At 71.3% G+C, this 23,726-nt stretch carries 20 protein-coding genes and 1 riboswitch; of the genes, 8 read left to right on the top strand and 12 right to left on the bottom strand.

The features are described from left to right. Positions 1-28: 28 nt before the first annotated feature. The 10 genes from cobI to ACFWXQ_RS33925 all read right to left on the bottom strand — a co-directional run bounded on the left by cobI (position 29) and on the right by ACFWXQ_RS33925 (position 13,845). Complete coding sequence (gene cobI, locus ACFWXQ_RS33970; RefSeq protein WP_383939677.1) at positions 29-781, bottom strand: precorrin-2 C(20)-methyltransferase; 753 nt, start codon at positions 779-781, stop codon at positions 29-31. Continuing rightward, positions 763-2,271 carry a cobyrinate a,c-diamide synthase gene (locus ACFWXQ_RS33965; RefSeq protein WP_383939680.1) on the bottom strand — a complete coding sequence of 503 codons (1,509 nt, stop codon included), beginning with the start codon at positions 2,269-2,271 and terminating at the stop codon, positions 763-765. The genes cobI and ACFWXQ_RS33965 overlap by 19 nt, the downstream gene beginning before the upstream one ends. Beyond that, a complete protein-coding gene (cobO, locus tag ACFWXQ_RS33960; RefSeq protein ID WP_200399107.1) occupies positions 2,268-2,867 on the bottom strand; it encodes a cob(I)yrinic acid a,c-diamide adenosyltransferase in 600 nt (199 codons plus the stop codon). Before cobO ends, ACFWXQ_RS33965 begins: the two co-directional genes overlap by 4 nt. Next, positions 2,867-4,945, bottom strand: coding sequence for a putative cobaltochelatase (locus ACFWXQ_RS33955; RefSeq protein ID WP_383939683.1), 2,079 nt, complete (start codon positions 4,943-4,945; stop codon positions 2,867-2,869). The genes cobO and ACFWXQ_RS33955 overlap by 1 nt, the downstream gene beginning before the upstream one ends. Then, positions 4,942-8,595 carry a cobaltochelatase subunit CobN gene (cobN, locus tag ACFWXQ_RS33950; RefSeq protein ID WP_383939685.1) on the bottom strand — a complete coding sequence of 1,218 codons (3,654 nt, stop codon included), beginning with the start codon at positions 8,593-8,595 and terminating at the stop codon, positions 4,942-4,944. Before cobN ends, ACFWXQ_RS33955 begins: the two co-directional genes overlap by 4 nt. Then, the gene (locus tag ACFWXQ_RS33945; protein ID WP_383939688.1) at positions 8,592-10,124 is read right to left on the bottom strand and encodes a cobyric acid synthase; all 1,533 of its coding nucleotides are present in this window, start codon (positions 10,122-10,124) and stop codon (positions 8,592-8,594) included. Before ACFWXQ_RS33945 ends, cobN begins: the two co-directional genes overlap by 4 nt. Next, positions 10,121-11,077 carry a cobalamin biosynthesis protein gene (locus ACFWXQ_RS33940; protein WP_383939690.1) on the bottom strand — a complete coding sequence of 319 codons (957 nt, stop codon included), beginning with the start codon at positions 11,075-11,077 and terminating at the stop codon, positions 10,121-10,123. The genes ACFWXQ_RS33945 and ACFWXQ_RS33940 overlap by 4 nt, the downstream gene beginning before the upstream one ends. Positions 11,078-11,174: 97 nt before the next feature. After that, positions 11,175-11,311, bottom strand: a riboswitch (cobalamin riboswitch). A 140-nt stretch (positions 11,312-11,451) separates the two neighbouring features. Then, a complete protein-coding gene (locus ACFWXQ_RS33935; RefSeq protein WP_383939693.1) occupies positions 11,452-11,673 on the bottom strand; it encodes a hypothetical protein in 222 nt (73 codons plus the stop codon). Positions 11,674-11,685: 12 nt separating this feature from the next. Beyond that, positions 11,686-12,927: an anion permease gene (locus ACFWXQ_RS33930; RefSeq protein WP_383939696.1), complete on the bottom strand. Its 1,242-nt coding sequence runs from the start codon at positions 12,925-12,927 to the stop codon at positions 11,686-11,688. Positions 12,928-13,101: 174 nt separating this feature from the next. Further along, on the bottom strand, positions 13,102-13,845 hold the full coding sequence (locus tag ACFWXQ_RS33925) for a lysozyme (RefSeq protein ID WP_383939699.1): 744 nt from the start codon (positions 13,843-13,845) through the stop codon (positions 13,102-13,104). A 196-nt stretch (positions 13,846-14,041) separates the two neighbouring features. On the opposite strand from ACFWXQ_RS33925, the gene ACFWXQ_RS33920 reads away from it, so the two are divergent. The 3 genes from ACFWXQ_RS33920 to ACFWXQ_RS33910 all read left to right on the top strand — a co-directional run bounded on the left by ACFWXQ_RS33920 (position 14,042) and on the right by ACFWXQ_RS33910 (position 18,093). Further along, positions 14,042-14,752 (top strand): class II aldolase/adducin family protein, encoded by a 711-nt coding sequence (locus ACFWXQ_RS33920; RefSeq protein ID WP_383939702.1) that lies wholly within the window; start codon positions 14,042-14,044, stop codon positions 14,750-14,752. A gap of 506 nt (positions 14,753-15,258) precedes the next feature. After that, positions 15,259-16,395 carry an alpha/beta hydrolase gene (locus ACFWXQ_RS33915; protein WP_383939705.1) on the top strand — a complete coding sequence of 379 codons (1,137 nt, stop codon included), beginning with the start codon at positions 15,259-15,261 and terminating at the stop codon, positions 16,393-16,395. Positions 16,396-16,677: 282 nt separating this feature from the next. Then, a complete protein-coding gene (locus tag ACFWXQ_RS33910) occupies positions 16,678-18,093 on the top strand; it encodes a hypothetical protein (RefSeq protein ID WP_383939708.1) in 1,416 nt (471 codons plus the stop codon). A gap of 104 nt (positions 18,094-18,197) precedes the next feature. Here the strand turns inward: ACFWXQ_RS33910 and ACFWXQ_RS33905 are convergent, their stop codons facing one another. After that, a complete protein-coding gene (locus ACFWXQ_RS33905; RefSeq protein ID WP_055616248.1) occupies positions 18,198-18,611 on the bottom strand; it encodes a VOC family protein in 414 nt (137 codons plus the stop codon). A gap of 213 nt (positions 18,612-18,824) precedes the next feature. Here ACFWXQ_RS33905 and ACFWXQ_RS33900 point away from each other — a divergent pair, with 213 nt between their 5' ends. The 4 genes from ACFWXQ_RS33900 (at position 18,825) to ACFWXQ_RS33885 (ending at position 22,370) form a co-directional block, all read left to right on the top strand. After that, positions 18,825-19,073 (top strand): hypothetical protein, encoded by a 249-nt coding sequence (locus tag ACFWXQ_RS33900; protein WP_383939711.1) that lies wholly within the window; start codon positions 18,825-18,827, stop codon positions 19,071-19,073. A 146-nt stretch (positions 19,074-19,219) separates the two neighbouring features. After that, positions 19,220-20,818 (top strand): ABC-F family ATP-binding cassette domain-containing protein, encoded by a 1,599-nt coding sequence (locus ACFWXQ_RS33895; RefSeq protein WP_383939714.1) that lies wholly within the window; start codon positions 19,220-19,222, stop codon positions 20,816-20,818. Between the two features lie 406 nt (positions 20,819-21,224). Next, positions 21,225-21,446 carry a helix-turn-helix domain-containing protein gene (locus ACFWXQ_RS33890; protein ID WP_006123601.1) on the top strand — a complete coding sequence of 74 codons (222 nt, stop codon included), beginning with the start codon at positions 21,225-21,227 and terminating at the stop codon, positions 21,444-21,446. A gap of 132 nt (positions 21,447-21,578) precedes the next feature. Continuing rightward, positions 21,579-22,370, top strand: a complete 792-nt coding sequence (locus tag ACFWXQ_RS33885) for an enoyl-CoA hydratase/isomerase family protein (RefSeq protein WP_383945741.1) — start codon at positions 21,579-21,581, stop codon at positions 22,368-22,370. Positions 22,371-22,424: 54 nt separating this feature from the next. Here ACFWXQ_RS33885 and ACFWXQ_RS33880 read toward each other — a convergent pair whose 3' ends face one another. Beyond that, positions 22,425-23,141, bottom strand: a complete 717-nt coding sequence (locus tag ACFWXQ_RS33880; RefSeq protein WP_383945743.1) for a nucleopolyhedrovirus P10 family protein — start codon at positions 23,139-23,141, stop codon at positions 22,425-22,427. Positions 23,142-23,226: 85 nt separating this feature from the next. Between ACFWXQ_RS33880 and ACFWXQ_RS33875 the strand changes: the two genes are divergently transcribed. Beyond that, complete coding sequence (locus ACFWXQ_RS33875; protein ID WP_383945746.1) at positions 23,227-23,718, top strand: Asp23/Gls24 family envelope stress response protein; 492 nt, start codon at positions 23,227-23,229, stop codon at positions 23,716-23,718. The last annotated feature ends 8 nt before the right edge of the window (positions 23,719-23,726 follow it).

Genomic DNA, 23,726 nt, shown 5'->3' with positions numbered 1-23,726 from the left:
GCGCGCCGATACGGCTCTCTGACGGAAGTCACAGCTTGCCGCCGCGTCCACCGTCGCGCCGGGCGGGCGCGATGAGCGTCGAGAGATAGGGCAGCGTGGTGCCGTCCAGCTCGCCCGCGGGCCGAATGGACTCGTCCGGCAGCCCCAACGCCGACCCCCACACGGCGTCGTCGAGCCGCCCGGTCTCCCGCAGCGCCGCGGCGACCTCCTGCGCCAGCCGCCCGAACTTGTACGCGACGACCGTCCCGGGCCCGTTGAGCGCGTCCTTGAGCGCCCCGGCCCCCGCGGTGACGGGCACGAGCGTCAGAGGCTCGGTGCCCTCCGTCAGCACGGCCCCGGACCGGGCGGCGAGATCCTGCATGGCGGTGATACCGGGCACGGTCTCGACGACGGTCCCCGGCACGAGGTGCTCGATGGTCTGCGCGAGATAGGTGAAGGTGGAGTACACGTTCGGATCCCCGATGGTCGCGAAGGCCACGGTCCCGTGCGTACGCAGCAGCCCGGCCACCCGCTCCCCGGCAGCGTCCCAGGCGGCCTCGCGGCGCCCCCGGTCGGACCGCTCGTTGAGCGCGAAGACGACGCGTACGACCTTGTCCTCGGGCACGTAGTGCAGAACGGTGGCCTCGGCGCGCCCAGGCTCACCGCCATCTTTCCCATCAGGCGAGGCCATCACAGGCACGACAACAACGTCGGCGGCCCGAAGGCAGTTGACCCCCTTGACGGTCACGAGCTCGGGATCCCCGGGCCCGACCCCGACCCCGATCAGCCTGCTGTTGCCCATGACCCGACACACCTCTCCACAAACCGACGGGCGACACCGGGCGCCGACGCCCAGTGCGTATGCAGATAACTCGCATGCACGCCCTGCTGTACGAAACCTTCGACCCGCCGAGCCGGAGCACGCAGCCCCCAGGCGGGGGCCACCCCCGCCCCTGGCTCCACGACGGTCCGGTGAAACTCATGCCCGCGCATCCGGCTGCCGGCCTCGGCCAGCACACTGTCGGACACAGCGACGGCGTCCCGATACCCCAGCGTCAGCCGCTCGTCCATCCGCGCCTTCGCGTCGATCACCCCGCACATGGGCAGGCCGTCGAGCTCACGCGAGAGATACAACAGCCCCGCACACTCGGCAGCGACGGGAGCCCCACTCTCAGCAAGCGAGGCAACGGCCTTACGGAGGGGTTCATTGGCGGACAACTCAGGGCCGTACACCTCGGGAAACCCACCCCCGATGACCAACCCCCGCGTCCCTTCGGGCAGTTCCTCATCCCGAAGCGGATCGAAGGTGACGACGTCCGCGCCGGCCGCGGCAAGCAACTCGGCATGCTCGGCGTAGGAAAAACTGAAGGCGGCCCCACCCGCGATGGCAACGAGTGGTGCACCAGGAGGCCTTGCTTGCGGCTCCTTCGAGGCCGTCCCCGGCTCTTCCAGCCCGTCCGGCGTTTGAGGACGAGGCCGTTCAGGCCGATAAGGGGGTCTGGGGGCGGAGCCCCCAGGGTCGGGAACGGGAAGGGGCGGCGGGGGCGAAAAAGCCACAACCTCAGCCGCATCCCAAGCCGCACCCGACAACTCTCCAGCGCTGCGCGCCAGCGCGAACAGCGCATCCAGATCACACCCACCCCGCACCTGCGCAGCCATCGCGGCAACAGCCCCCACCGCTTCAGCCCGCCGCTCGGCGACCGGCACCAGCCCCAGATGCCGAGAAGGCGTCCCCACCTGCTCAACCCGCCGCAGAACACCAAGCACAGGCACCCCGGACGCGTCCAACGCCTCCCGCAGCATCCCCTCATGCCGCTCGGACCCCACCTTGTTGAGGATCACCCCACCGATCCGCACCTCGGGATCCCAGGAGGCGAACCCGTGCACAAGCGCGGCCACGGACCGGGACTGCGAGGAGGCATCCACGACCAACACCACAGGCGCCCGCAGCAACTTCGCCACATGAGCGGTGGAGGCCAACTCCCCTTCCCCCACGGCCCCGTCGAACAGCCCCATCACGCCCTCGACGACGGCGAGATCGCACCCCCGCGCCCCATGGGCGAACAGCGGCGCGACCAACTCCGCCCCGCACAGATAGGCGTCGAGATTCCGCCCCACCCGCCCGGTGGCGAGCGCGTGATACCCGGGATCGATGTAGTCGGGTCCCACCTTGTGCGGGGACACGGCAAGCCCCCGCGAGGCGAACGCGGCCATCAACCCCGTGGCGACGGTGGTCTTGCCGCTGCCCGAGGAGGGCGCGGCAATGACCAGCCGAGGGACGGAAGAACTCACCACTCGATGCCCCTCTGCCCCTTCTGACCGGCGTCCATGGGGTGCTTGACCTTGGACATGTCGGTCACGAGGTCGGCGAGTTCGACGAGCTTCTCGGGAGCGTTGCGCCCGGTGATCACGACATGCTGGGTCCCGGGCCGGTCCCGCAGCACGGAGACGACCTCGTCGACATCGACCCACCCCCAGTGCATGGGATAGGCGAACTCATCAAGCACATAGAGCCGGTACGTCTCAGCGGCCAGATCCCGCTTGACCTGTTCCCACCCCTCGCGCGCCTTCTCCTCGTTGTCCATCTGGGAGTCGCGCTGCACCCACGACCACCCCTCACCCATCTTGTGCCAGTCGACGGCCCCGCCCTCGTCGGATGCCCCGAGCACCCGAAGCGCGTTCTCCTCGCCGACCTTCCACTTCGCGGACTTGACGAACTGGAAGACCCCGATGGGCCAGCCCTGATTCCAGGCCCGCAGCGCGAGCCCGAAGGCGGCGGTGGACTTGCCCTTCCCGATCCCGGTGTGCACGACCACGAGCGGCCGGTTCCGCCGCTGACGAGTCGTCAGCCCGTCGTCGGGCACCACACTCGGCTGTCCCTGCGGCATTACGCGGCCCTCCTGCTGTTGCCCTGAACATCCCTGACGAGCCCTGCGATCGAGTCGGCGCGCAGCTCGTCCAACGTCACGGCCGTACCGCCGAGTTCACCCGCAAGCTGTCCCGCGAGCCCGAGCCGTACGGGCCCGGACTCGCAGTCGACGACCACGGACGCGACCCCGTCGGCGGCGAACAGCCGAGCGGCCCGCCCCGCCAGCGCCACCGGCTCGGGCCCGCCCGTCGCCCTGCCGTCCGTCACCAGGACCACCAACGCCCGCCGAGCCGGATCCCGCAACCGCTCCACCCGCAGCACGTCATGCGCCCGCAGCAACCCGGCGGCGAGCGGCGTGCGCCCGCCGGTGGGCAGCGACTCCAGCCGTACCGCGGCCGCGTCCACCGAGGAGGTGGGCGGCAGCGCGACCTCGCCCGTCGACCCGCGGAAGGTCACGAGCCCCACCTTGTCCCGCCGCTGGTAGGCGTCGAGGAGCAGCGACAGCACGGCCCCCTTGACCGCGCTCATCCGCTGCCGGGCCGCCATCGACCCGGAGGCGTCCACGACGAACAGCACGAGGTTCCCCTCACGCCCCTCCCGCGTGGCCTGCCGCAGATCGTCACGCCGGACCACGAGACCGGGCCCCGACCGCCCGCGTGCCCGCTGATGGGGTGCCGCGGCCTGCACGGTGGCCGCCAAGTGCAGCTTGGTGAGGGCCCCTTGGGGCCGACGCGCCCCGGTGGTCCGCCCGTGCTCGGTCCGCGCCCGCGACCGCCGCCCGGCGGCACCCTCGCCGAGGCCGGGCACGCTCAGCACCTTCGTACGGAAGGGTTCGGCGGCCCGTACGGGAGCCTGCTCGCCCGCGCCGGGCGACGGGGCCTGTCCGTTCTCGGAGGGTTCGCCCTGCGCGGGCACCTCACCGGAACTCTCGGCGCCGCCGTCGTCGCCGCTGTCGGGCCCGTCCTGAGGCGGCTGCCCGCCGCCCCCGTCGGGCCCGTCCGGATCCGGATCCTCGTCGCCGGGGTCGTCCGAACCATCGGAACTGTTGGAACTGTTGGAACCCCCCGAACCGTCGGAGTTGTCCCCGCTCCCGAACTCCTCCAGCGTCTCGTCGAGCTTGTCCTCGTCAAGTCCCGGCGCGTCGAAGGGATTTCGCCGACGCCGGTGCGGCAGCGCGAGCAGCGCGGCCTGCCGTACGTCCTCGGCCAGGACCTCCGTACGACCCGCCCACGCGGCCAGCGTGGTGGCGGTCCGGGCCATCACGATGTCGGCCCGCATGCCGTCCACCTCGAAGGCCGCACAGGTCGCCGCGATCTGCCGCAGCGGCCCGTCGCCGAGCACGACCGACGGCAACAGCTTCCGCGCGGCCGCGATCCGGGCCCGTACCGCCGTCTCCTCGTTGGCCCAGCGCGCCGCGAAGCCGTCCGGATCGTCGTCGTACGCGAGCCGCCGCCGCACGACCTCGACCCGCTGATCGGGCTCGCGCGAGGCGGCCACCTCGACCGTCAGACCGAACCGGTCGAGCAACTGCGGCCGCAGCTCGCCCTCTTCGGGGTTCATGGTCCCCACCAGCAGGAATCGGGCCGCATGCCGTACGGAGACGCCTTCGCGCTCCACGTACGAGGCGCCCATCGCGGCCGCGTCCAACAGCAGGTCGACCAGGTGGTCGTGGAGGAGGTTGACCTCGTCCACGTACAGGATGCCGCGATGCGCGTCGGCCAGCAGGCCGGGCTCGAAGGCCTTCACGCCCTCGGCCAGCGCACGCTCGATGTCCAGCGCGCCCACGAGCCGGTCCTCGGAGGCGCCGACGGGCAACTCGACCATGCGCGCGGGCCGTTGGACCCCCGCGCCCACCTCGTGCGGCCCGTCCGGACACGCCGGGTCGGGCGCCGCGGGCGCACACGAGAAACGGCAGCCGGCGACGACGTCCACCTCGGGCATGAGCGCCGAAAGGGCGCGCACGGCCGTCGACTTGGCGGTGCCTTTCTCGCCGCGTACGAGCACACCGCCGACCGCGGGTGACACGGCGTTCAGGAGCAGCGCGAGCCGCAGGTCGTCCTGCCCGACGACAGCCGTGAACGGAAAGGGGGTACTCACTGGTCGTCGCCCTCCAAGTCGCCTTCGAGCTCCAGGTATGTGGCGCGCAGCCGCTCCAGCGTCTCGGCGTCCGGTTCGGCCCACAGCCCGCGGTCCGCCGCTTCGAGGAGTCGTTCCGTGATGCCGCGCAGGGCCCAGGGGTTGGACTTCTTCATGAAGTCCCGGTTCTCCGCGTCGAAGACGTACTCCGCGCTGAGCTTCTCGTACATCCAGTCGTCCACGACCCCGGCCGTGGCGTCGTACCCGAAGAGGTAGTCGACGGTCGCCGCCATCTCGAAGGCACCCTTGTAGCCGTGGCGCCGCATCGCCGCCATCCAGCGCGGGTTGACCACGCGGGCGCGGAAGACCCGGTGGGTCTCCTCGCCGAGGGTGCGGGTCTTCACCTGGTCGGGGGTGGCGGAGTCGCCGACGTACGCCTCGGGGCTCGCGCCCGTCAGGTGGCGCACCATGGCGACCATGCCGCCGTGGTACTGGAAGTAGTCGTCCGCGTCGACGAGGTCGTGCTCGCGGGTGTCGACGTTCTTGGCGGCCACGGCGATCCGCTTGAACGCGGTCTCCATGTCCCCGCGCGCCGCCCGCCCGTCGAGCCCGCGCCCGTACGCGTAGCCGCCCCACACCGCGTACACCTCGGCGAGGTCGGCGTCGGAGCGCCAGTTGCGCGCGTCGATGAGGGGCAGGAGCCCGGCCCCGTACGCGCCCGGCTTCGAGCCGAAGATACGGGAGGTCGCGCGCCGCCGGTCGCCGTGCTCGGCGGTGTCCTCGTCGGCGTGCGCCCGCACGTAGTTCCGGTCGGCGGGCTCGTCCAGGTCGGCCACCGCCCGTACCGCGTCGTCGATCAGCCCGACCACATGCGGGAACGCGTCCCGGAAGAAGCCGGAGATGCGGACCGTGACGTCGATGCGCGGCCGGCCCAGCTCCTCCAGGCCCACGACCTCGAAGCCGGTGACGCGCCGCGAGGCGTCGTCCCACACCGGCCGACAGCCCAGCAGCGCCAGGATCTCCGCGATGTCGTCGCCCTGCGTGCGCATCGCCGAGGTGCCCCAGACCGTCAGGCCGACGGACTTCGGGTAGTCGCCCGTGTCCTGGAGGTACCGCTGCACGAGCGAGTCCGCGAGCGCCTGTCCGACCTCCCAACTCAGCCTGGACGGGATCGCTTTGGGGTCGACGGAGTAGAAGTTCCGGCCGGTCGGCAGGACGTTCACGAGTCCGCGGGTCGGTGAGCCCGAGGGGCCCGCCGGGACGTAACCGCCGTTCAGGGCAAGGAGGATGTGGTCGATCTCGTCCGTCGTACGGGCAAGCCGCGGCACCACCTCACGGCACGCGAACTCCAACACCGCGACGGCGTCCGGGAGTTCGGTGCCGAGGACCTCGCGTACGAGAGCGGGCACGGCGGCGACATCCCAGGCGCGCTCCTCCATGCCCTCCGCGAACCGGCGGCACAACTGCTCAAGGAGATCGATCGCGTCGGCCGCCGACCGTGAGGGTCCCGGGACCAGATCGCTCAGCTCGACCGGCACCTTCAACGGCGCGCCGGGCTCGCCCAGCAACTCCTTCTCGACCAGCCCGAAATGCTCGGCGAGACAGGCCCGCAGCCCCGGCAGCGCGTTTGCTGTCCCGCCCCACACCTGGGAGGCCCGCAGCACGGCCAGTACAAGGTTCACGCGCGGCTCGGCCTCCGGGCCGCCGCCGAGAATGTGCAGGCCGTCGCGGATCTGCACGTCCTTGATCTCGCACAGATAACCGTCGATGTGCATGACGAACTCGTCGAAGGCGTCATCGTCCGGCTGGTCGTCCACATGCAGGTCGTGGTGCAGCTCGGCCGCCTTGACCAGCGTCCAGATCTGGGCCCGCACGGCCGGGGCCTTCGTCGGGTCCAGGTCGGACACGAGCGCGTACTCGTCGAGGAGTTGCTCCAGCTTCGCCAGATCGCCGTACGTGTCCGCACGGGCCATCGGCGGCACGAGGTGGTCGACGACCGTGGCGTGGCCGCGGCGCTTGGCCTGGGTGCCCTCGCCGGGGTCGTTGACGATGAAGGGGTAGACCAGGGGCAGTTCGCCGAGGACGGCGTCCGGCGCGCAGCCGCCGCTGAGCCCGAGTCCCTTGCCCGGCAGCCATTCCATCGTGCCGTGCTTGCCCATGTGCACCACGGCGTCGGCGCCGAAGCTGTTGTCCAGCCAGCGGTAGGCGGCCATGTAGTGGTGCGACGGCGGCATGTCCGGGTCGTGGTAGATCGCGATCGGGTTCTCGCCGAAACCGCGCGGCGGCTGGATCATCACGACGACGTTCCCGAACTGGAGGGAGGCCAGCACGATGTCGTCGCCGTCCACGTAGAGGTTGCCCGGCGGCTCGCCCCAGGCCTCCAGCATCCCGTTCCGTAGATCAGGGTCGAGCTTGTCGAACCAGGCCCGGTAGTCGGCGAGCGGCACGCGGGCGGGGGCGGACGCGAGCTGCTCCTCGGTCAGCCACTCGACGTCGTGGCCGCCGGCCGCGATGAGCCGGTGGATCAACTCGTCGCCGTTGTCCGGGTATTCGGTCAGGGAGTACCCGGCGTCCCGCAGCGCGTCGAGGACCCGTACCGCCGAGGCGGGGGTGTCGAGGCCGACCGCGTTGCCGACCCGGGAGTGCTTGGTCGGATAGGCGGTGAAGACCAGCGCGAGCTTCTTCTCCGCATTGGGCTTGTGCTTCAACCGGGCGTGGCGCACGGCGATCCCGGCGACCCGCGCGGCCCGCTCGGGGTCGGCGACGTACACCGGAACGTCGTCCGGGCCCTGCTCCTTGAAGGAGAACGGGACCGTGATGAGGCGTCCGTCGAACTCGGGGATCGCGACCTGCATCGCCGCGTCCATGGGGGAGAGGGCGGCGTCGGACCCGGCCCAGGCGGACCGTGACGAGGTGAGGCAGAGCCCTTGCAGGACAGGGACGTTGAGGTCGGCGAGCGCGCCGATGTCCCAGGCCTCCTCGTCACCGCCCGCGGACGCCTGCGAGGCGTGCGTGCCGCCGGCGGCGAGGACCGTGGCGACCAGCGCGTCGGCCTTGCCGAGGATTTCGTAGAGGCCCGTGTCGGCGTCGCGCAGCGAACCGCAGTACACGGCAAGGGCGTTGGCGCCCCGGGCCTCGATCGCGTCGCACAAGGTGTCCACGAAGGCGGTGTTGCCGCTGAGTTGGTGGGCCCGGTAGAAGAGCACGCCCACGGTCGGACGGCCCTCGACGTGCGCGCGCTCGCCGTGGACCCCGAACTCCGGCATCTTCCGCGGCTCTTCGAAGCCCTCGCCCGTCAGCAGCACGGTGTCGGACAGGAAGCGGGCCAGCTCGGTCAGGTTCTCCGGGCCGCCCTCGACGAGATAGCGCAGTGCCTCCGCGACGACACCGGCGGGCACGGACGACTCGGCCATCAGCTCCGCGTCGGGGACGGACTCCCCGCCCAGCAGCACGGTCGGGATGCCGGACGCCTTGAGCGCGGCGAGCCCGTCCTCCCAGGCGCGCTTGCCGCCGAGCAGCCGTACGACGGCGACGTCCGCGCCCCGGACCAGCGCGGGAAGCTCCTCCGCGACATCCACGCGGGTCGGATTGCCGATCCGGTACGCGGCGCCGGCGGCACGCGCCGCCAGCAGATCCGTGTCGGCGGTCGACAACAACAACACTGTGCTCATGCGGGTGCTCCCGGTGGAATGAAGGGCAGTCCTGTCGGCGCGCCGGACTCGATGAGCCGCCACAGCGCGTCCGTGTCCGCGTGTTCCTCGATCAGATCGCCGAGCCGGTCCAGCTGCTCCTCGCGCAGCGACCCGAACGACGTGTCGGCGGCCGGTACGAAGCGGCGCCCCGCGGCGGCCGCCACCTCGCGAAGGAAGGCCCGGCGGAAGCCGTCCGACTCCAGCGAGCCGTGCCAGTGCGTGCCCCAGACCTCGCCGACCCGGCAGCCGTCCAGGAAAGGTTCCCCGCCTGTGACCCGGGCGACCCCGTGATGGATCTCGTACCCCTCGACGGGCTCGCCGAGCGCCACGCCGACCGGCCGGGTCAGGGTCTTCTCCCGTGCGAACCGCACGCGCACGGGGAGGAGTCCGAGCCCGTCCACCTGGCCGGCGTGCGACTCGACGTCGTCGTCGATGTGCTCGCCGAGGATCTGGAAGCCACCGCAGACACCGAGGACGGGACGCCCTTCCGCGGCCCTTCTGGCGAGGGCGTCCGCGAGGCCGCGCTCGCGCAGCCACTCCAGGGCCCTGACCGTGCCGCGGGTGCCGGGCACGATGACCAGGTCGGCGTCGACGAGTTCCTCCGCCCGGTCCACGAACCGCACGACGACGCCCGGTTCGGCGGCCAGCGCGTCTACGTCCGTGAAGTTGGACATCAGCGGGACCGCGCAGACGGCGACTCGCAGGATGTCCTCGCCGACGGGGGAGGAGACCTCGGACTCGCGGACCGAGCCCCTCAGCGAGACCCGGAGCCCGTCCTCCTCGTCGATGCCGAGACCGTGCTGGAAGGGCAGGACCCCGTACGTACGACGCCCGGTGAGGTTGTTGAGCATGTCGAGACCGGGCTCCAGCAGGGACACGTCCCCGCGGAACTTGTTGACGAGGAACCCGGCGACGAACTCCTGGTCCTCGGGCGAGAGCAGCGCCACGGTCCCGAAGAAGGAGGCGAAGACACCCCCGCGGTCGATGTCGCCGACGACGAGCACGGGCAGCCGCGCGTTGCGCGCGATGCCCATGTTCACGATGTCCGTCCGCCGCAGATTGATCTCGGCGGGACTGCCCGCCCCCTCACAGATCACCGCGTCATACGTGCCCCGCAACTCGGCGAGGCACTCCAGGACCGTCCCGAGGAGCTGTTCCTGACGCCCGCCGTGATAGCCGCGGGCACTCATCTCCCCGACAGGTTTGCCCATGAGGACGACCTGACTGCTCCGGTCGCTGCCCGGCTTGAGCAGTACGGGATTCATGAGCGCGGTGGGCTCCACGCGCGCGGCCTGCGCCTGCATGGCCTGCGCCCGCCCGATCTCGGCGCCCTCCCGCGTGACGAACGAGTTGAGCGACATGTTCTGCGCCTTGAAAGGTGCGACTTTGACGCCCTGCCGCACCAGCCACCGGCAGATCCCGGCGGTGACGACGCTCTTGCCGGCGTCGGAGGTGGTACCGGCGACGAGCAGCCCGCCACCCGTTCCCCCGCTCGTTCCCCGGCTCATGAGGTACGCCCCTTCGAGCGAAGGCCGTTGACGAGCAGCCGTCCGGCGACACTCACGCCGAGCGCGAGCCAGCCCACGCGCCGCGAGAGCCGCACGGCCCGCTCGATGTCCCCGACCTCCACGGCCCGCCCCTCACCATTGAGTACGGGCCGGTGCTCGACCCGTCCCGCGTACGAGAGCGTCCCGCCCAGCCGCACGCCGAGCGCCCCCGCGAACGAGGCCTCGACGGGCCCGGCGTTGGGGCTCGGATGCTTGACGGCATCCGCACGCCAGGCGCGTACGGCCCCGCGCGGATCACTTCCCGCGGCGGCGGCGAGGACGGCGGTCAGCCGCGCCCCCGGCCACCCCGCGACGTCGTCGAGCCGCGCGGAAGCCCACCCGTACCGCCGGTACTTGGCGGACCTGTGCCCGACCATCGCGTCGAGCGTGTTCACGGCACGGAATCCGACCAGCCCCGGCACACCGGCCGCGGCACCCCACACGAGGGCGCCCACCACGGCGTCGGAGGTGTTCTCGGCGACGGACTCCACGACGGCCCGGGCGATCCCGTCGGCGTCCAGCGCTTGCGGATCCCGCCCGCAGAGATGAGGCAGCCGCTCCCGGGCCACCTCGATGTCCCCGGCGGCGAGCGCCCCGCCGATGGCCCGGGCCTCCCGCCCGAGCGAGGTCCCGCCGACAACGGACCAGGTGGCGGCGGCGGTCAGGGCGACGGACGCGGCACGAGAGGGACGTACGGAACGCCCGGCGAGCGCGGCGAGCGAGGTGGCGCCACCCACACACACGGCGGTGTGCAGCGCGCCCCACCCCCGGTGGTCCCGCCACAGCACCCGCTCCACGGCTCCCGCGGCCCGTCCGAACGCGGCGACCGGATGCCCCCGGCGGGGATCGCCGAGCAGCAGGTCACCGAGAAGGCCGGCGGCGGCGCCGTACGCGAAGACGCGATCGGCACGCATCGGTTCAGCCGACCGTCAGATCGGGCACAACCGTCGCTGGAAAGGCACTTGGGCAGCCGGGCATGGCGATTTGTCCTCACTCAGGGTGTCCGCGCCCTGGTTCGACGAGACCGACGGCGAGAGTTCCTGGCTCCCGGGGTATCGATTCCCCGGTAACAGTGGCGGGACCGCGCCGGATTCGCACCGGCTTCCTCTCCTGCCGCCGTACATGGCTCCGGCAGTCCACCACGCCCACGAACACCCGTCAACTTGCTGTTGACCTGCGACGGGAGAGTGTGCTGAGGCCCACATCGCCGCTCACGCGGACACGACTGCGCCCCGCCGACCGAGGGGTCGACGGGGCGCAGTCGTGCGTGACGGAGGTGCCGTACGCGTCAGGCGACGATCAGAGAGATGCCGTACGCCACCGCTGCCGCGCACGCGGCGAAGCAGGCGTACGCGCCGGTGACCGCGAGGGTCGCGGTGCCGCCCTGGGCGGAGGCCGACTCGCGCTTGGAGAGGCCGACGATGCCGAGGGTGAAGAGGCCCACGAGGGCGACGGTGACGATGAGGCTGACTCCGAAGACGGAGCCGAGGGCTGCCCAGTCGATCTTCATGCTGTGGGTTCCTTACACCGTGGCCGTACGGACGGGCTCGGTGGCGTCCGGGCCCGGGATGGTGGTCTTGAGGTCGTCGGCCGCGGCGACCGTGCCCGTCGGCGGCGGGGTGACGGCGGCGATGGCGGTGGTCACGACGCCCGCGGGCTCGCCGCTGACGTCGTTCACGTTGTCGACGGTGACGGGCTGGCGGCGGGAGAGCGTCCAGATGACCGCCGAGCCCGCGATCAGCAGCGCGCCGGTGAGGACGATGCCCCAGGTGCCCTGCTTGGTGAGGAACTCGGCGCCCGCGCCGACCAGTCCGGCGGCGGGGAGCGTGAGGCCCCAGGCGACGAACATCCGGGTCGCGGTCGACCAGCGGACGACGCCGCCCTTGCGGCCGAGGCCTGAACCCATCACGGCGCCGGAACAGGACTGGGTGGTGGAGAGCGAGAAGCCGAGGTGCGAGGAGGCCAGGATGACCGTCGCGGCGCTGGTCTGGGCGGCGAAGCCCTGCGGCGGCGCGAGGTCGGTGAGGCCCTTGCCCATGGTGCGGATGATGCGCCAGCCGCCCAGGTAGGTGCCGAGCGCGATGGCGATACCGGCCGAGACGATGACCCACATGGGGGGATTCGACCCGGGCGCGAGCACACCGCCGGTGACCAGGGCGAGCGTGATGATGCCCATGGTCTTCTGCGCGTCGTTCGTGCCGTGGGCCAGCGAGACCAGGCCCGCGGAGGTGATCTGACCCGCGCGGTAGCCCTTGGAGGTCGCCTGCTCACCGGCCTTGTCGCTGATGCGGTACGTCAGCCGGGTGGCGAGCATCGCGGCGAGTCCGGCCACCAGCGGCGCGGCGATCGCGGGGAGCAGGACCTTGGTGACGACGGTCGAACCGTTCACCGACGACCAGCCGGCCGACATGACCGCGGCACCGATCAGGCCGCCGAACAGTGCGTGGGAGGAACTGGAGGGCAGACCCAGGAGCCAGGTCAGCAGATTCCACAGAATGGCGCCGACGAGCGCCGCGAAGATCACTTCGGTGCGGATGCCCTCTTCGTTGATGATGCCGCCGGAGATCGTCTTGGCGACCTCCACGGAGAGGAACGCACCGACGAGGTTCAGCACGGCGGACATGGCCACCGCCGTCTTGGGCTTCAGGGCACCTGTCGAGATGGTCGTCGCCATCGCGTTGGCCGTGTCGTGGAAACCGTTCGTGAAATCGAACACGAGAGCGGTAACGATCACGATTCCGAGTAGGAGCGTGATGTGTTCCATTTACCCAGGCTTCTCTTGGATGTCAGTGGCACGGGGACCGTAGGTAACCTGGATGAACGGAAGATGAACTGAGATGGGCTTCAGGGTGTCTCAATAGAGGTGCCGCCACTCCATTTGTGTCGGAGCGGCGGCAAGAGGTCTCGAACAGAGGCGGAATTCAGGGGTCCGCTACCCCTACTGTCCCCTCGCGAACGCCCTGAGCTGGTTCAGGGATCCGTTGAAGAGATTCTGGTCACCCGGCAGGCTCCCGCCGTTGTCGTACTGCCAGAAGGTCCAGAAGTTCCAGCCGGACGGCAGTGACCCCGCCGTCGAGCTGTAGCGGGCCAGCCACAGCGGATGGTTCGCGGCGAACGCGGCGCTGTTGCCCGTGCACATCTTCCACCAGTTGTAGTTGGTGTAGATCACCGGCCGCCGGCCCGTCTGCCGCTTCACCTCGTTGCTGAAGGCCTTGATCCAGCTCACCATCTTGCTCTTGCTCAGGCCGTAGCACTTCTTCTTGCCGTACGGGTTGTACTCGATGTCCAGCGCGGGCGGCAGCGTCCAGCCGTCCGCGCGCCAGCCGCCGCCGTTGCGCACGAAGTACGCGGCCTGTGCCGTCCCCGAGGACTTGTGCGGCAGCGCGAAGTGGTACGCCCCGCGGATGATGCCCGCGCCGCGTGCCCCGTTGTACTGCTGGTTGTAGTACGGATTGCGGTACGTGTGCGATTCGGTGGCCTTCACATAGACGAACTTGGCGCCTTTGCTCTTCGCGCTCGACCAGTTGACGTTCTTCTGGTGCGAGGACACGTCGTGGCCCTTGGGCTTGGCGGCCGCCGAGGCCGGCACCTCCGCGAGAGCGGTGCCGCCGAGCGCCAGCGTCGCCACGGAGGCGGCGACGAACCGGGCGCGCTGAAGGGACGGTTTGCGATCACGAGCCATGTTTCCCCCCGGAATGGCGACGTGCACGAAAAATCTCCCAGAGGCTACTGGAAGATCCTTGGAAGCCCGTCGCATGCCGGTCATTCGCTCCCGGCAGGCGATTCATGCCCTTGTGCGACCTTTCGGATGCGCCGGTTCAGCCCTAAAGTGCCCCGCCCGCCCCGGGGTTGAGCTGCGCGGCTGGCAGGATCGCCGCATGGCTGAGCAGCGGCGGGACACGGGAGACGGACGGGACGCGGGGGAGCGGGACGCGCCCCCGGCGCGGGAGGCGCTGGAACGGGCATGGGACGACATCGTGGCGACGGCCCGCCGGACGGCGGACGAGGGTCTGGTCGTCGGCACCTCGGGCAACGTCTCGGTACGCGTGGGCGACACCGTCCTGGTCACGCCGAGCGGAGTCCCGTACGACCGGCTGGCCCCCGAGGACCTCTGCGGGGTCTCCCTCGGCGGCCGGCAGGTGCTCGGTTCGCTCGTTCCGACAAGCGAACTGCCCATGCATCTGGCGGTCTACCGCGTCACGGACGCGCGGGCGATCGTCCACACCCACGCGGTGCACGCCACGGCCGTCTCGACCCTCGTCGCGGAGCTGCCGCTCATCCACTACATGGCCGCCGCGCTCGGCGGTCCCGTCCGCGTGGCCCCCTACGCCACCTACGGCACGGAAAAGTTGGCCGAGAACATGCTCCGGGCCCTCCGGGACCGCACCGCCTGTCTCCTTCAGAACCACGGCACCCTCACATACGGAGCCACTCTCCTCCAGGCCTACGACCGCACGGCCCAACTGGAGTGGATGTGCCGCCTCTGGCTGACCGCCTCGTCCCTCCCCGGCCACACACCGACGCTGCTGACCCGCGAGCAGGTGACGGAGGTGGCGGAACGCCTTGAGGGGTACGGCCAGGGACGGTGACGGGGGCACGCCCACGGGGGGTGGGCGTGGGGGGCGTGCGTGGGGGTGGGTGTGTGTGTGTGTGTGTGTGGCGTGCGTGGGGGGCGTGGGGGTGGCTGGGCGTCGGCGGGGCCGAGGTCGGGGCGGTGACGCTGGCTGGGCGGGGAGGGGCGCTGATGGGGCGGGGCGGTGACGGGCTTGGCGGTGGCGGTGGCGGTGGCGGTGATGGGGCTTGGCGTTGGCGGGGCTGGGGTGCTGCCTGGGCGTGGCCGCCGGCCCTGACCGGGTGGGCTGCCGTGCCTGATGTCCGCCGCAACGGCGCGCAGCCGACGCCACCATCCCGGCGGTGCCGATCTCGCCGATCCGGCGGATCCCATCGATCCCACCGATCCCACCGAACCGTGGTGATCCCACCGAACCCACGGATTCCGACGGCCCCCTTCCACCCCCCACTCCGCCGAGCCGCACCGGAACACTCCTGCCCCGCTCCACTGGCCGACAGCGGGCTCCGTCAGGAGACTGGACCCGTGCGCACCGTGAATCCGACGGCAGCAGCCGTCACCGTCGCCATAGCCGGCGCAGCCACCGTCGCCGCCACGGTGGCGGCCGGCCGCTTCGCCAGCGACGCCGCTCTCAAGGCGCCGCCGGGCAAACCGCTGCCCACCGAACCCCGCCTCACCGTGCACTCCACGGCAGCGGGGCAGGTCACCCTGACCCGCGCCCTGGCCTCACAGCGCCCGGGCCTGTACGGCCTCGGCGGCGACGGCAGCCACGCGGTCGTCGGCCCGCTCCTGAACGCCGCCCCGCACTCCGCCGACACAGTCGTACGCCGTCTGGAACGCGTCACGCACGGCACCCTGGAAGCCGGGGACAAGGTGTGGTTCACCCCGGGCGTGCACATCGGCAACCCGGGCGCCGCCCTCGGCCTCGACCACGCCGACGTGGACGTCCCCGGCGAACTCGGAGCCCTGCCCGCCTGGTTCGTGCCCGCCGCCCGCGACACCTGGGTGATCACCGTGCACGGCCTCGGCGCCACCCGCGAACACCCCATGAACGTCATGGAGTTCCTGCACCGCCAGCAGTTCCCCGTCCTCGACCTCGCCTACCGCGGGGACCTCGGCGCGCCCCGCCCTCCCGACGGCCTGAACCACCTCGGCGAGACCGAGTGGCGCGACCTGGACGCGGCCATCCGCTACGCCGTGCGCTACGGCGCCGAACGGGTCGTCCTGCACGGCTGGTCGACCGGCGCCACCATGGCCCTGCGCGCCGCGGCCCACTCGGCCATGCGCGACAGGATCTCCGGCCTCGTCCTGGACTCGCCCGTACTCAGCTGGGAGACCACGCTGCGCGCCCTCGCCACGGCCCGCCGCACCCCCGGCGCCCTGCTGCCGCTGGCCGTCCGCGCGGCCCAGGGCCGCACAGGGCTGCACGGCGACCGCATCGAGGGCGCCGCCGACCCCGAACGGCTCAAGGTGCCGATTCTCGTCCTGCACGGCCCGGACGACACGGTCGCCCCCTGGGGCCCTTCACGCCGCCTCGCCGAGCGCCGCCCCGACCTAGTCACCCTGCACACGGTCCGGGGCGCCCCGCACGGCGCCATGTGGAACGCCGACCCGGCCGGCTACGAAGAGGCCCTCCGCCGCTTTCTCACCCCCCTGATGTAGCGACCTCGTCCAGCGACCGCGTTAAGCGAACTTCATCCGGAGCCTCCACGCAGAGCCGTCAGCGAGAGTCTTCGTCCAGCGACCTCATCTCCTGACGCGGCCCCTTCCCCGCCCGCTGCCGGGGCGCTCGTTCCACCCGGTCCCGGACGTTCCGTTTAACTCCGTACCACCTACCCGTTCACGCCCCCGGAGCGCCCGCGGGGACCGGTGCGCAGACCGCCCCTGTGGCCCCTTGTGGCATTCCGTTTGGGTTTTCGGACCGTCAACCGGAAGACTGCCCCCGTGACGTCCCGTATCCCGCGCGACTCCAGGCTCCGACTCGTCCGCCCGCGAACCCTGGCCGCCGCCCCCCGAGCGATGACCCAGAGGCCCACGCGCCGACCCGCACCCCGCCCGCCGGAAGGCACACCGGCACCCGCGGAACTCGCCCGCATGGCGCGTGCCGTACTCGCCGGCGCGGCCCGCGTCGCCCGGTGGGCCGACGCCGTCCTGAGCCCGGCCAAGGGCCGCGAGGGCACCGCTTCCCGCGGCACCCCCGAGGGCACCGGCACACTCTCCGACGCGACCGCCCAACGTGCCGCCGACGATCTGGCCCTGACCCCGGCTCAGGTCCGCGCGGACTGGGACACCGCACGTCTCGCGGGTCTCGTCGAGGTGCACGGCGGCATCGCGCGCCCCGGCTGGCGGCTGCGCGCCTGGAACCGCGACGACAGCGCCGTGCTGCGCGGCTGGGTCGCCCTCTTCGACGCCTGGTCGATCGCCCACCCCGGCCCCGACGGACGCGAGCCCGCCGCCGTCGCCGAGGTCGTCTCCGCGATGCCCCAGGTCCTCTCCTTCCTCCAGCTGTCCGCGGGTCCCGTCCCCGTACCGCAACTCCTCGACCTGCTCGAACAGCGCGTCACGGAACTGCGCACCGAGCGCTGCGAGATCCCCTACGGCCCGCAGCCCGAGCCCGTCGAGAGCCCCGCCGAGGACACCCCGCTGGCCCCCCTCCTCGACTGGGCGCTGCACGCGATCGCCGACGTGGGAGCCCTCACCTGCGCCGATGGCCAGGCCACGCTCACCCCGCTCGGCAGCTGGGCGGTCTGGGTCAAGCTGGAGCAGATCTGCGTCGCCGCGCAGAGCCCCGCCGGGAACATCGAGCAGGGCGCCGAGGACATGCTCCGCGGCTGCGCCCAGCTCCGCCCGAACGCGGCCCGTGCCGAGTACCGCGCCTGGCTCGCTGCCCGGACCGTCGGCGGCGCCGTCACCGAACTCCTCGACGCCGCCCGCGGTGAGGACGCCCTCCTGCGCGGACTCGCCTTCGAGGCCCTGCGCGTCGTCGGAGCCCCCGCCGAGCCCGATGTCCGCTCCGTGTCCGACGAGACCCATCTGCGGCCGTACGCCCTGCTGTGGCTCGCCGAGCACGACGGGCACGACCCCGAGGACGCCCACGAGGTGCTGACCCGCGAGGAGGCCACCTGGCTGTGGGTCGACACGGCCGCGGCCGTCGCCGACCATGGCGAGGCCCCGCTTCTCGTACGGCACTTGGAGTCCGCCGTGCAGCCGACCGTGCCTTCGCTGCTCGACGAGGTGCGGGCGGTCGGGCATCCGCGGACCGTGCAGGTGCTGGTCGCGCTTGCCGCCGCCCATCCCGATCCGGCGCTCGCCAAGGCCGTGCGGCGGGCCGCGTTCCAGGTCCACACCGGGGGGAGCTGAGCGCTCCGCGGGGGGTGCGTGATTCGGCTACGGGCCGGCCGTGGCTGGTCGCGCAGTTCCCCGCGCCCCTTACGGGGCCCAGGGCGCGGGCGGGACCAGTGGTCTCAGGCCGTTATCTCCGGGGCGTATGTGCCGAAGCTCCAGATGTTGCCCTCGATGTCGCGGGCCATGTAGTCCCGGGAGCCGTAGTCCTGGTCTGTCGGGGGCATCAGGATCTCCGCGCCGTGGGCGACGGCCTGTTGGTGGTGTGCGTCGATGTCGTCCACGACGACGTACACCCCGGTGTGCGTCGAGCCCTTCATGGCCTCGTCGAAGCGGCCGCCGGTGCCTCGGGAGCCGAGCATCACCGCGCCGTTGCCCTGCACCAGCTCGGCGTGCAGGACCTTGCCGTCCTCGCCCTCGTACACCGAGGCCTCGCTGAAGCCGAAGGCCTCCGTGAGCTGTTTGATCGCCGCCTTCGCGTCCGTGTACAGCAGTGTCGGGTAGATGCTCGGGCGCCCGCCGTCCGTGCCTGCCATGCCGATCACTCCCTCTGGTCCCGGTGCCGGAACATCGCCTGAATGTGACCTGCTCCACAGTCTTGCACCCGGCACTGACAACGCCCTGCCGAGCCGGATCCGAGCGGCCCCGACGGGGATTGGCTGGTCACCGCCACCTCCCACAGAGCCGTCCGCTGGCACCGGGCCCTGCCGGGCGCCGCCGACTGGCTCGCGGTCCACGGCGGTGCCGGAGTGCTGCGGACCCTCGACCTCGACCGGGGGATGCTCGCCGTCGTCACTGCGCGGCGCGTCGAGGACGGTGACCTGCGCTGGGTGGTGCCCGCCCGCAGGGGCTGCGTCTTCGCACCCGTGCGGGCGGTACGGCGCGAAGCGGTGCTCCTGGTCGCGCAGCCCTGCCCGGGAAGGGCCTGGACCGACCAGCTGATCGCGGTGGACGGTCGCGGCCGGATCACCCCGCACCGCACCCCGCCGGGGCAATGAGCGTCACACTTCCGAACACCCGCACGCAGAAAAAGTGGTTGCACCGCCCCGTTAGACTTGGCCCATGGCCATTCTCCTCGCGCACTAGACGGCGTGAACGATCCCAGCCGCCCACCCCGTCATCAACCCTGCCCAGGAGTCTGTCCGTGATTTCCGCCTCCGGTGTCGAGCTCCGTGCCGGCGCCCGCGTCCTCATCGAGTCCGCGACCTTCCGCATCACCAAGGGCGACCGCATCGGCCTGGTCGGCCGCAACGGCGCCGGCAAGACGACCCTCACCAAGGTCCTCGCAGGCGAGGGCGTCCCCGCCGGAGGCACCGTCACCCGCTCCGGCGAGGTCGGCTATCTCCCGCAGGACCCGCGCACCGGCGATCTCGACATGCTGGCCAGCGACCGCGTCCTGTCCGCACGCGGCCTGGACACCCTGATCCGCAAGATGCGCGAGAACGAACAGCGCATCGCGAACGGCTCGGGCGCCACCCGCGAGAAGGCGATGCGCCAGTACGAGCGCCAGGAGACGGAGTTCCTCACCAAGGGCGGATACGCCGCCGAGGCCGAGGCCGCCACCATCGCCGCCGCGCTCAACCTGCCCGACCGGGTGCTCGGCCAGCCCCTCCATACGCTCTCCGGCGGTCAGCGCCGCCGTATCGAGCTGGCCCGCATCCTCTTCTCGGACGCGGACACCCTGCTCCTCGACGAGCCGACGAACCACCTCGACGCCGACTCGATCGTCTGGCTGCGCGACTACCTCAAGACCTACCGCGGCGGCTTCATCGTGATCTCCCACGACGTCGACCTGGTCGAGACGGTCGTCAACAAGGTGTTCTATCTGGACGCCAACCGCGCCCAGATCGACGTCTACAACATGGGCTGGAAGCTCTACCAGCAGCAGCGCGAGGCCGACGAGAAGCGCCGCAAGCGCGAGCGGCAGAACGCCGAGAAGAAAGCCTCCGCGCTCCACTCGCAGGCCGACAAGATGCGCGCCAAGGCCACCAAGACCGTCGCCGCCCAGAACATGGCCAAGCGCGCGGACAAGCTCCTCGCGGGCCTTGAGGCCGAGCGGAAGTCCGACAAGGTCGCCAAGCTGCGCTTCCCCGAGCCGTCCCCCTGCGGCAAGACCCCGCTGATGGCCGAGGGCCTGTCGAAGTCGTACGGCTCGCTGGAGATCTTCACCGATGTCGACCTGGCCATCGACAAGGGCTCCCGCGTAGTCATCCTCGGTCTGAACGGCGCCGGCAAGACGACCCTGCTCCGCCTCCTCGGCGGCGCCGAGAAGCCCGACACCGGCCAGGTCATAGAGGGTCACGGCCTCAAGCTCGGCTACTACGCACAGGAGCACGAGACCCTCGACCCCGAGCGCACGGTCCTGGAGAACATGCGCTCCGCGGCCCCCGACCTGGACCTGGTCGAGGTCCGCAAGACGCTCGGCTCGTTCCTGTTCTCGGGCGACGACGTGGACAAGCCGGCCGGGGTCCTCTCCGGCGGCGAGAAGACCCGTCTCGCGCTCGCCACCCTCGTGGTGTCGTCCGCGAACGTCCTCCTCCTCGACGAGCCGACGAACAACCTCGACCCGGCCAGCCGCGAGGAGATCCTCGGCGCCCTGCGCACCTACAAGGGCGCCGTCGTCCTCGTCACCCACGACGAGGGCGCCGTCGAGGCGCTCCAGCCGGAGCGGATCATCCTGCTGCCCGACGGCGTCGAGGACCTGTGGGGGTCCGACTACGCGGATCTGGTGGCCCTCGCCTGAGCCCGGCACTGAGCCCGGAACGGTCGGCACTGGGCCCGGAACGGCCCGCGGAAGCCGTCACCGGTGCTTGATCGAACCACTGATCCACTGCGTATGGATCATTCGGCTTATCCGTGATCCATCATCTGTGTGAGATCTCCTCGTACCGAGGTGTGTCCTACATCGATTTTCCGGCCGGGCCCCGCATTCCCAAGGGTCCGGCCGTCGCACGCCGCTGACCTGGCACTTCGTGGATGAACCCGTTCGGCCGTACGGACAGGCGCGCGCGGAATCCCGTATTCCGCTCATGGTGACGGGCTTCCATGACCCAAAGCTTGTGGCACCGACCTTGCCGAATGGGTGGCCAGGAAGCTCTTGAGGGGTGATCATGAGAAGTCCAGAGCGCACTTCCCATGAGGAGGCACGGGTGGCCGAGACTCTGAAGAAGGGCAGCCGGGTAACCGGCGCCGCGCGCGACAAGCTCGCGGCAGACCTGAAGAAGAAGTACGACTCCGGTGCGAGCATCCGGGCGCTGGCCGAGGAGACCGGCCGCTCGTATGGCTTCGTACACCGGATGCTCAGTGAGTCGGGCGTCACGCTCCGTGGGCGTGGCGGAGCGACGCGGGGCAAGAAGGCCGCGTCGGCCTGACGCCGGGCGGCTCCTCGTTCTCCGATGGTGGCCACCCGGTCGGTCGATTGACCGCCCGGGTGGTTACTGTGCAGTCACTTAAGGGTGTGCTCCTACGGCACCCGCTCTGACCGCACACATCGGAGGCGCCCCATGGCTTCGTTCGACCCGCTGCTCGACAAGGACGGCGTACGGCTCACCGTCGACGACGCGATCGCCACGGTGACGCTGGCCAACCCGGCCAAGCGCAACGCGCAGAGCCCCGCTCTGTGGCGGGCACTGGCCGAGGCGGGGCAGTTGCTGCCGGGCACCGTCCGTGTCGTCCTGCTGCGCGCCGAAGGCAAGTCCTTCTCCGCGGGGCTCGACAGGCAGGCGTTCACGCCCGAGGGGTTCGACGGCGAGCCGTCCTTCATCGATCTCGCGCGTCGTTCCGACGCCGAGCTCGACGCTGCCATCGCCGAATACCAGGAGGGTTTCACCTGGTGGCGACGGAGCGACATCGTGTCCATCGCCGCCGTGCAGGGGCATGCCATCGGGGCGGGCTTCCAGCTCGCACTCGCCTGTGACCTGCGCGTCGTCGCGGACGACGTGCAGTTCGCCATGCGCGAGACCAGCCTCGGGCTCGTGCCCGACCTGACGGGTACGCATCCGCTGGTGGGGCTCGTCGGGTACGCGCGAGCGCTGGAGATCTGTGCGACCGGGCGGTTCGTGCACGCCGAGGAGGCGCAGCGGACCGGGCTCGCGAGTATCGCCGTGCCCGCCGATCAGCTCGACGATGCCGCGCGTGATCTTGCGGGGGCGTTGTTGGCCGCGCCTCGGGATGCGCTGATCGAGACCAAGGCGTTGTTGCAGGGGGCGGTGCAGCGTACGTATGAGGATCAGCGGGTTGCCGAGCGGGCGGCTCAGGGGCGGCGGTTGAGGGACCTCGCGGGTGTGGGTGACTGAGGTCGTTCCGAGCGTGCGGGTGCGTGGGGGCTGAGTGCGCAGTTCCCCGCGCCCCTAAAGGCCTGGGGTCACCGCTGTTACCAAGGCAGCCACTGATGGGTGATCCGGTAGCGCCTCGGTGGCCCTTGTGCGGACTGCTCTCGCCACGTCCAGCGTGCGTGTGGACGCCCCAGCCTCGAAATCCACGCGGACATGGCGGCGGGGGAGGGACGCGGTGCCGGGGCGGGGTGCGATGTGGATCGCGGCCAAGTGGGTGACGCCGGGGACGGATCGTACGGCGGTGGCCACACGGGACCCGTCGGCGTCCAGCCGGAGGTCGGGGTCCCCAGAGCGTCCGTCGGACTCGGACTCGTCCTCGTCCGCCGTGCCCGGAGCCTCCTCCAGCAGGCCCGTCACCCGTAGGTCCACCTCCGTGACCGTCAGGCCCAGACGGTCCGTCGCCGCTGAGGTGAGCGCCGTTCGCAGGCGGGACGCGGTTGCCGGGAGAGGTTCCGCCGGTGTGGCCGCGAAATCCGCCGTGATGCGCAGGGGGCCCGGAGGCAGCGCGCTCGGCGGGGGCGGGACGGCCGGCTCCGGGGTGTTGTCCGGGTCGGTGAGGGCGAGGCGTACGGCGGTGAGGCGTACGCCCGGCACGTTGCGGGCCGCACGGCGCAGTACCGCGGTGGCCGCCGCCTCGGTGATCCACGCGCCGTCGTGCGGGCCCCCGAGGGGCAGCAGTCTGCCGAGGCCGAGCTGGTTTCTGACCGCCTGGGTCCATCGGTCCGCCGTCATTGCTCCAGCCTGCCGCATCCCCGGCGCGCGACCGGGCAACCCCACTTAGTGTGGGAAGGAGGCCAACCGAAAGGGACGTACGGCGATGAGCGACACGACTCAGCGGAACCGGCCGGAGACCCCCGAGGTCGAGCAGCCGGACGCGCAGCTCCGGAAGACCAGTGTGACCAAGCGTGGCGGTGGGGATCCGGCCACCCGGGGGCGTACCACCATCGCCGACGGCGTGGTCGAGAAGATCGCCGGGCTCGCCGCCCGTGACGTTCTCGGCGTGCACGCGATGGGCAGCGGTATCTCGCGGACCTTCGGCGCGGTGCGCGACCGGGTCCCCGGCGGCGGTTCGAAGTCCGCCACACGCGGTGTGAAGGCCGAGGTGGGCGAGGTGCAGACCGCGCTCGACCTGGAGATCGTCGTCGACTACGGCGTGTCCATCGCCGACGTCGCCCGTGACGTACGGGAGAACGTCATCGCGGCCGTCGAGCGTATGACCGGGCTTGAGGTTGTCGAGGTCAACATCGCGGTCAGTGACGTCAAACTGCCGGAGGAAGAGGACGAGGAACCGGAGTCCAGGCTCCAGTGACGCGGTGC

The sequence above is a fragment of the Streptomyces sp. NPDC058697 genome (genome assembly GCF_042715345.1).
GTDB classification, from domain to species: Bacteria; Actinomycetota; Actinomycetes; order Streptomycetales; family Streptomycetaceae; genus Streptomyces; species Streptomyces liliifuscus.
Note: the sequence above shows the minus strand (reverse complement) of the source record. Positions and strands in the feature narration are given on the sequence as shown.

What these genes read in the sequence shown, in the direction of transcription:
- cobI (WP_383939677.1), bottom strand. Translation starts at nt 781, where the DNA reads ATGGGCAACAGCAGGCTGATCGGGGTCGGGGTCGGGCCCGGGGATCCC.
- cobO (WP_200399107.1), bottom strand. Translation starts at nt 2,867, where the DNA reads ATGCCGCAGGGACAGCCGAGTGTGGTGCCCGACGACGGGCTGACGACT.
- cobN (WP_383939685.1), bottom strand. Translation starts at nt 8,595, where the DNA reads ATGAGCACAGTGTTGTTGTTGTCGACCGCCGACACGGATCTGCTGGCG.
- ACFWXQ_RS33945 (WP_383939688.1), bottom strand. Translation starts at nt 10,124, where the DNA reads ATGAGCCGGGGAACGAGCGGGGGAACGGGTGGCGGGCTGCTCGTCGCC.
- ACFWXQ_RS33940 (WP_383939690.1), bottom strand. Translation starts at nt 11,077, where the DNA reads ATGCGTGCCGATCGCGTCTTCGCGTACGGCGCCGCCGCCGGCCTTCTC.
- ACFWXQ_RS33935 (WP_383939693.1), bottom strand. Translation starts at nt 11,673, where the DNA reads ATGAAGATCGACTGGGCAGCCCTCGGCTCCGTCTTCGGAGTCAGCCTC.
- ACFWXQ_RS33930 (WP_383939696.1), bottom strand. Translation starts at nt 12,927, where the DNA reads ATGGAACACATCACGCTCCTACTCGGAATCGTGATCGTTACCGCTCTC.
- ACFWXQ_RS33925 (WP_383939699.1), bottom strand. Translation starts at nt 13,845, where the DNA reads ATGGCTCGTGATCGCAAACCGTCCCTTCAGCGCGCCCGGTTCGTCGCC.
- ACFWXQ_RS33920 (WP_383939702.1), top strand. Translation starts at nt 14,042, where the DNA reads ATGGCTGAGCAGCGGCGGGACACGGGAGACGGACGGGACGCGGGGGAG.
- ACFWXQ_RS33905 (WP_055616248.1), bottom strand. Translation starts at nt 18,611, where the DNA reads ATGGCAGGCACGGACGGCGGGCGCCCGAGCATCTACCCGACACTGCTG.
- ACFWXQ_RS33885 (WP_383945741.1), top strand. Translation starts at nt 21,579, where the DNA reads ATGGCTTCGTTCGACCCGCTGCTCGACAAGGACGGCGTACGGCTCACC.
- ACFWXQ_RS33880 (WP_383945743.1), bottom strand. Translation starts at nt 23,141, where the DNA reads ATGACGGCGGACCGATGGACCCAGGCGGTCAGAAACCAGCTCGGCCTC.
- ACFWXQ_RS33875 (WP_383945746.1), top strand. Translation starts at nt 23,227, where the DNA reads ATGAGCGACACGACTCAGCGGAACCGGCCGGAGACCCCCGAGGTCGAG.